The sequence below is a fragment of the Actinokineospora pegani genome, assembly GCF_009745975.1.
In the GTDB taxonomy this organism is placed as follows: Bacteria; Actinomycetota; Actinomycetes; order Mycobacteriales; family Pseudonocardiaceae; genus Actinokineospora; species Actinokineospora pegani.
The window spans coordinates 60,087-66,086 of the sequence record NZ_WHOL01000040.1; the positions used below are offsets into that span (position 1 = coordinate 60,087).

Below are 6,000 nucleotides of genomic sequence, written 5' to 3' on the forward strand. Positions count from 1 at the left end.
CAAACAAGCCGGTCTCGTGGAGTTACACACTCCGCGGCCCCACGGGACAGGCCCCACCAGCTCCCAGGTCAGCCCGCGAGGAAGCTCAGCCGCACCCGCCGCACCGGGTTGTCGACGTTGGTGTCGACCAGGCAGATCGACTGCCAGGTGCCCAGCGCCAGAGCGCCGCCGAGCACCGGGATCGTGGCGTAGGGCGGGACCAGGCCGGGCAGCACGTGGTCGCGGCCGTGCCCCGGGGTGCCGTGCCGGTGCCGCCAGCGGTCGTCGGCCGGGAGCAGGTCGCGCAGGGCGGCCAGCAGGTCGTCGTCGCTGCCCGCGCCGGTCTCGATGACGGCCAGACCCGCGGTGGCGTGCGGCACCCACACGTTGAGCAGCCCGTCCACCGCGCCCGCGGCGGACAGGAAGCGCGCGCACCGGTCGGTCAGGTCGTGGACGACCTCGGTGCCGCCGGTCCGAATCTCGATCTCCTCGCTGTGCACCGGGCCACCGTATGGTGAACCGGTGCGCGCCGCCTTCGGAGAAGACTTCGACGTCCCGCCCGGCTACCTCAACACGGCGAGCGTCGGCATCCCACCCGCCCGGGTCGCCGACACGGTCGACACCGCCGTCCGGCGCTGGCGGACCGGCGCGGCCACGCCGCCGGAGTTCGACGCGCCCGTGGAGGTGGCGCGGGCCGCGTGGGCGCGGCTGGTCGGGGTCGACGTCGGGTCCGTGGCCATCGGCGCCGCGGTCGCGCACCTGGTCTCCCAGGTGGCCGCGGGCGTCCCCGACGGAACCCGCGTGCTGACCGCGCGCAACGAGTTCACCAGCCTGACTTTCCCCTTCGCCGCCCGAGGCCTGGAGGTCGTCGAGGTCGACCTGGACGACCTCGTGGACCGGGCCCCGGACTTCGACCTGGTCGCCGTCAGCGTGGTGCAGTCCGCCGACGGGCGCGTGGTCGACCTCGACGGCCTGCACGCCACCGGGGCCATGGTGCTGCTCGACGCCACCCAGGCCGCGGGCTGGCTGCCGCTGCGGCTGGACTGGGCCGACTGGGTGGTGTGCGCGGGCTACAAGTGGTTGCTGTGCCCGCGCGGGGCCGCCTGGCTGGCGGTGCACCCGCGCGCGGTGGAGCTGACCAGGCCCGTCGCCGCCAACTGGTACGCCGGGGAGGACCGCTGGCGGTCCCTCTACGGCCTGCCGCTGCGCCAAGCGGCCGACGCCCGCGCGTTCGACCTGTCGCCGGTCTGGTTCGCCCAGGCCGGCGCCGCCGAGTCGCTAACCTGGCTGGCCGGGCTCGACCTGGCCGAGGTCCGCGCGCACTGCGTCGGCCTGGCCGACGGGCTGCTCGAGCGGATGGGGTCGGCGCCGCGCGGCTCGGCCATCGTCTCCATCGACGCGCCCACCGAGCCGCTGACCGCCGCGGGCATCCGCTGCTCGTCGCGCGCGGGGCGCGCGCGGCTGGCGTTCCACCTCTACAACACCGTCGAGGACGTCGAGGCGGTTCTCGGCGCACTCTGAGCCAGACCCCGGCTGAACTGCGTCTTTCGCCCCTATCGGTCATCCGGTACGACACGGCTGGGCGACACCGATTACCGTCAGCAGTCGTGTCGGAGCCCCAGCACCCCGGTCGCGGCCCGTGGCCCGGGTCGCACCCCAGCCACGGTGAGACGGACTGGATCCCCCGCGTGTCCGGCGGGGACCCGTTCCAGTTCAGTGCCGAGCCGCCCCCGCCCCCACCGAACACGGCGCTGAGCTGGGGACTGCGCATCGCGGGCCTCATCGCCATCGCGGTGGTGTCCGGCCTGGTCTGGTCGTACGTCACCAGCGACGGCGACAGCGCGGACCAGGCTGGCGTCCCCACCGTCGAGCAGACCCTGCCCAAGACAGCGGGCAAGTACCAGTTCGACCCGCACCCCGAGGTGGCGAAGGCGCGCACCGACACCGACTGCGCCAAGCACGCCTACGGCGCCACGCGGGAGTTCCTGGCCAGGCCCGGCTTATGCACGAAGGTCGTCCAGGGCCTGTTCACCACCACGGTCGAGAACCGCGAGATCCTGGTCTCGGTCGGCGTGCTGCACTTCAACAGCGCCAAGACCGCGGGCGAACTGCGCGCCCTGACCGACCGCGACGGCACCGGCAACGTCAACGACCTCGTCCGGGACAAGGTCATCAGCGTCCCCCCGCTCACCGCGCTCAGCGGCGGGGGCTACGCGGCTCAGCAGAACGAGTCCGTCGTGGTCATCGTCGAGGCCGACTACGCCCCGGTCGAGGGCAAGGCCACCCGCACCGCCGCTGATGAACCCACCCTCAAGGCTGTCTGCGGCGATGCCCTGCGCCTGGCCCTGGAGATCGACGCCGAGGCCTGACGAAGGCACGGCGGACACCCCGGCTGGCGGAGAACGGGTTCTCCGCCAGAAGAGCTCATCGGGGTGCGTGGGCCAGATCGCGGGCCGCGGACCCCACCTACGGGCGCCCTGGAAAAGCAGGCGTGGCCGGATCGATCCCAGCAGCGATGCGCCATCGCGTAGCCCGAACCGACTCCTCGACCAGCGCCTCCGCCGCCGTCTCGCGGACGTCGACGTCGTCCGTGCGCTCCAGAACCGCCCGCCAGGCCACCGTCGCGTCCTGTTCCGCCGTGACCAGCAGCGCCAACGCGCCAGCCTGATCAGCCACCGGCCGCGGTGGGAGATAAGCGGGCTCCGCGGGCCGGGGCACCGCACCGGCAGCCCCCAGCAGCCGCTCGGTGGCATCACGCCGGGCCCGGTGGGCCAGCGCGCCTTGCGCGATGGAGGTGTTGAACGACGCGGGGAGGAAAGCGCTCACCAGCCCGTAGACCCAGACAGCGGCGTGCTCGGCCCCGAGGGCGGCCTGGACGGCCGCGAGGGTGTCCTCGGCCATCGGGGGGAGACTGGCCGGGACGGTGGTCGGCTGGGCGGCGTCGGTGGGGTCCACGACGGGGGGATCGGGCTGTTCCTGCATCAGGCGAGGACCTCCTGGAGCGCGGCGCACGCTGCGGCCACCGAGGCGATCAGGCCCGCGCGGTGGCGGGGCACCGTGGCGACCAGCGGGGTGATCTGCTGCTCGGCGTCGGCGAGGGCCTTGACCACGGCGGCCTTGGCCGCCGCGGGGTCGGCGGGGACCTGCGGGGCGGCCGAAGGCGGCGGGGTGGTGGCGGGGGCGGTGCCCGCGGGCGGGGACACGCGGTCGACCTCGGCGGTCAAGGCCTGGGCGTGCTCGGCGCGGACCCTGGCGACCTCGCCCGCGACGGCGGCGAGGGCGGGCACGGCGGCGGCGATCGCGGTGGCCGCCGCGGCGTCGGACTCGGCGCGGGCGGCCAGGGCGGCCAGCGGGTCCGGGCCGTCGGGCGCGTCGTCGGAGGTGCACGCGGACAGCAGCGGGAGGGCGACCGCGCCCGCGGCAAGTGCGCGCAGCAGGGCCCGGCGGTGCAGCACGGCGGGGGAGCGGCGGGGCGTCACGGGCGGTCATCCTGCCAGGCCCCGGCGCGGCCCCGGCCGCGGCTTGCCGGGGAGACCCGTCCGGGGCGAACCGGATACGCTAGGCGACCACGGACGGCGCGCGGTACCGCCGACCGGCAGACAACCGCAGGACCGACCAGAATCAGGGAGCGGCCGACGTGGCCAACCAGGGACAGGGCGCGCCCGGCGACGCCGTCGACGGGGCGTTGCGCCCCCTAGTCGACGACGCCGTGCGCGCCGCGGGGTACGACCTCGAGCAGCTCGACGTCTCCACCGCCGGGCGGCGCCGCCTGGTGCGGGTGATCGTGGACGGGGACGACGGGGTCGGCCTGGACCAGGTGGCCGAGGTCAGCCGGGCGCTGGCCGCCGTGCTCGACGAGCACGACGAGGTGCTGGGCGGGCCGTACACCCTCGAGGTCACCTCGCCGGGCACCGACCGGCCGCTGACCCGCCCCCGGCACTGGCGGCGCAACCGGCTGCGCCTGGTCAAGGTCCGCCCACACGAGGGCGCGGAGTTCACCGGCCGGGTCGGCGACGCCGACAGCGATGACGCACCCGACGCGGGGGTCACCCTGCTGGCGGACGGGCAGTTGCGCCGCGTGGCCTACGCCGACGTGGCCTCGGCCGTGGTGGAGATCGAGTTCAAGCAGCCCGCGGCTGCCGACCTGGCGATGCTCGGGGAACGGGCGGCCGAGAACGAGGAGGACGCGTGAACGTCGACATCGCCGCGCTGCGGGCCATCGAGCGGGACAAGGAGATCCCGTTCGAGACGGTCATCGAGGCCATCGAGACCGCCCTGCTGACCGCCTACAAGCACACCGAGGGCCACCAGTCGAACGCGCGCATCGACATCGACAAGCGCACCGGCCTGGTCCGGGTCATCGCGACCACCCCCGGCGAGGACGGCGCGCCCGCTGAGGAGTGGGACGACACCCCCGAGGGCTTCGGCCGGATCGCGGCCACCACCGCCCGCCAGGTCATCCTGCAGCGGCTGCGCGACGCCGAGCACGAGCGCACCTTCGGCGAGTTCGCGGCCAAGGAGGGCGAGATCATCGCCGGGGTCGTGCAGCGCGACACCCGGGCCAACTCCAAGGGCTTCGTCGTCGTCCAGGTCGGCGACACCGAGGGCGTGCTGCCGCAGGTCGAGCAGGTGCCCGGCGAGGACTACGCGCACGGCACCCGGGTCAAGTGCTACGTCGTCGGCGTCAGCCGCGGGGCCCGCGGGCCGCAGATCACGCTGTCCCGGACGCACCCGAACCTGGTGCGCAGGCTGTTCGCCCTCGAGGTCCCCGAGATCGCCGACGGCACTGTCGAGATCCCGGCGGTGGCGCGCGAGGCGGGGCACCGCTCGAAGATCGCGGTCCGCTCGTCGGTGTCCGGGGTCAACGCCAAGGGCGCGTGCATCGGCCCGATGGGCGCCCGGGTGCGCAACGTGATGAGCGAGCTGGCGGGCGAGAAGATCGACATCATCGACTGGTCGGACGACCCGGCGACGTTCGTGGGCAACGCGCTCTCGCCCGCGAAGGTGGTCTCGGTCACGGTGGTCGACGAGCGCACGAAGACGGCCCGCGTGGTGGTGCCGGACTTCCAGCTCTCGCTGGCCATCGGGAAAGAGGGCCAGAACGCGCGGCTCGCGGCCCGCTTGACCGGGTGGCGGATCGACATCCGCAGCGACGCCGCCGAGGCGGCTCCCGCCGCCGGGCCGGTATCCGGTTCTGCCGACTGAGCCGGACAGGATAGACTGGACGTGGTCCACCGACAGGTGCCGTCTCCCGACGCCGCTGCCACCGGACGTGCCGCCCGCGAGGGCGGGGCGAAACCGGTCCGCACGTGTGTCGGCTGCCGTGCGCGAGCGGAGGACACGCAGTTGTTGCGAGTGGTTCTCGTGGCCGGGGACGTCCTCCCCGACCCGAGGCGCCGGATGCCCGGTAGGGGTGCGTGGTTGCACCCCGACCCGCGGTGTCTGGCCAAGGCCGAGAAGCGGCGGGCGTTCCCCAGGGCTCTGCGAGCCCAGGGAGCGGTCGACGTGGCGGCCCTGCGGGCGGTGCTCGACGCGCCAGGCGGGGACTCGCTCGGCGCGACCGTCGGTTCGGGACCACCCCGGGCCGTGGAAGGAAACAGGAAGCAGGTCGACCCGTCATGAGTCAGCCGTGAAGCTGAAGACATGAACGCGCGACGATAAGACGAGGTCGACGGGACTTGCCCGCCGGCCTCATCAAGACGAGGAGAGCAGTGGCAGGCAAGGCCCGCGTGCACGAGCTGGCAAAAGAGCTCGGTGTCACCAGCAAGGATGTACTCGCCAAGTTGAAGGACCTGGGCGAGTTCGTGAAGTCCGCGTCCTCCACCGTGGAGGCCCCGGTCGCCCGCAGGCTGCGGGACGCCTACCCCGGCAAGGGTGGCGCCTCCGGCAACGGCGACGCGCGACCCGGACCGCGCCCCGGGCCCAGGCCCGGACCGCGTCCGCCCGCGCCCAAGCAGGCGGAGGCCCCCGCGCCCCCGGCCACCCCGGCGCCCGCCGCGCAGGCGCCCAGCGCCCAGCCCG

At 74.3% G+C, this 6,000-nt stretch carries 9 protein-coding genes; 6 read left to right on the plus strand and 3 right to left on the minus strand.

Going from position 1 to position 6,000, the window contains the following annotated elements; all coding sequences use genetic code 11:
* Nucleotides 1-68: 68 nt before the first annotated feature.
* Nucleotides 69-479, minus strand: a complete 411-nt coding sequence (locus GCL84_RS03045) for a YjbQ family protein (protein ID WP_156753781.1) — start codon at nt 477-479, stop codon at nt 69-71.
* Nucleotides 480-501: 22 nt separating this feature from the next.
* Here GCL84_RS03045 and GCL84_RS03050 point away from each other — a divergent pair, with 22 nt between their 5' ends.
* Complete coding sequence (locus GCL84_RS03050) at nt 502-1,500, plus strand: aminotransferase class V-fold PLP-dependent enzyme (protein WP_156753782.1); 999 nt, start codon at nt 502-504, stop codon at nt 1,498-1,500.
* A gap of 86 nt (nt 1,501-1,586) precedes the next feature.
* A complete protein-coding gene (locus GCL84_RS03055) occupies nt 1,587-2,348 on the plus strand; it encodes a hypothetical protein (RefSeq protein WP_156753783.1) in 762 nt (253 codons plus the stop codon).
* 97 nt (nt 2,349-2,445) lie between these two features.
* On the opposite strand, the gene GCL84_RS03060 is transcribed toward GCL84_RS03055, so the two are convergent.
* Both GCL84_RS03060 and GCL84_RS03065 read right to left on the minus strand, forming a co-directional pair.
* Nucleotides 2,446-2,961 (minus strand): ferritin-like domain-containing protein, encoded by a 516-nt coding sequence (locus GCL84_RS03060; RefSeq protein WP_235925956.1) that lies wholly within the window; start codon nt 2,959-2,961, stop codon nt 2,446-2,448.
* Nucleotides 2,961-3,458 carry a hypothetical protein gene (locus GCL84_RS03065; protein WP_156753784.1) on the minus strand — a complete coding sequence of 166 codons (498 nt, stop codon included), beginning with the start codon at nt 3,456-3,458 and terminating at the stop codon, nt 2,961-2,963. Before GCL84_RS03065 ends, GCL84_RS03060 begins: the two co-directional genes overlap by 1 nt.
* 158 nt (nt 3,459-3,616) lie before the next feature.
* On the opposite strand from GCL84_RS03065, the gene rimP reads away from it, so the two are divergent.
* The 4 genes from rimP to GCL84_RS03085 all read left to right on the plus strand — a co-directional run.
* Complete coding sequence (gene rimP, locus GCL84_RS03070; RefSeq protein WP_235925957.1) at nt 3,617-4,171, plus strand: ribosome maturation factor RimP; 555 nt, start codon at nt 3,617-3,619, stop codon at nt 4,169-4,171.
* Nucleotides 4,168-5,184 carry a transcription termination factor NusA gene (gene nusA, locus GCL84_RS03075; protein ID WP_156753785.1) on the plus strand — a complete coding sequence of 339 codons (1,017 nt, stop codon included), beginning with the start codon at nt 4,168-4,170 and terminating at the stop codon, nt 5,182-5,184. The genes rimP and nusA overlap by 4 nt, the downstream gene beginning before the upstream one ends.
* A 159-nt stretch (nt 5,185-5,343) precedes the next feature.
* Nucleotides 5,344-5,601: a YlxR family protein gene (locus tag GCL84_RS03080; RefSeq protein ID WP_235925961.1), complete on the plus strand. Its 258-nt coding sequence runs from the start codon at nt 5,344-5,346 to the stop codon at nt 5,599-5,601.
* Nucleotides 5,602-5,690: 89 nt separating this feature from the next.
* On the plus strand, nt 5,691-6,000 hold a 310-nt coding region (locus GCL84_RS03085; RefSeq protein ID WP_197522980.1), incomplete at its 3' end, for a translation initiation factor IF-2 N-terminal domain-containing protein.

What these genes read in the sequence shown, in the direction of transcription:
- GCL84_RS03060 (WP_235925956.1), bottom strand. Translation starts at nt 2,961, where the DNA reads ATGCAGGAACAGCCCGATCCCCCCGTCGTGGACCCCACCGACGCCGCC.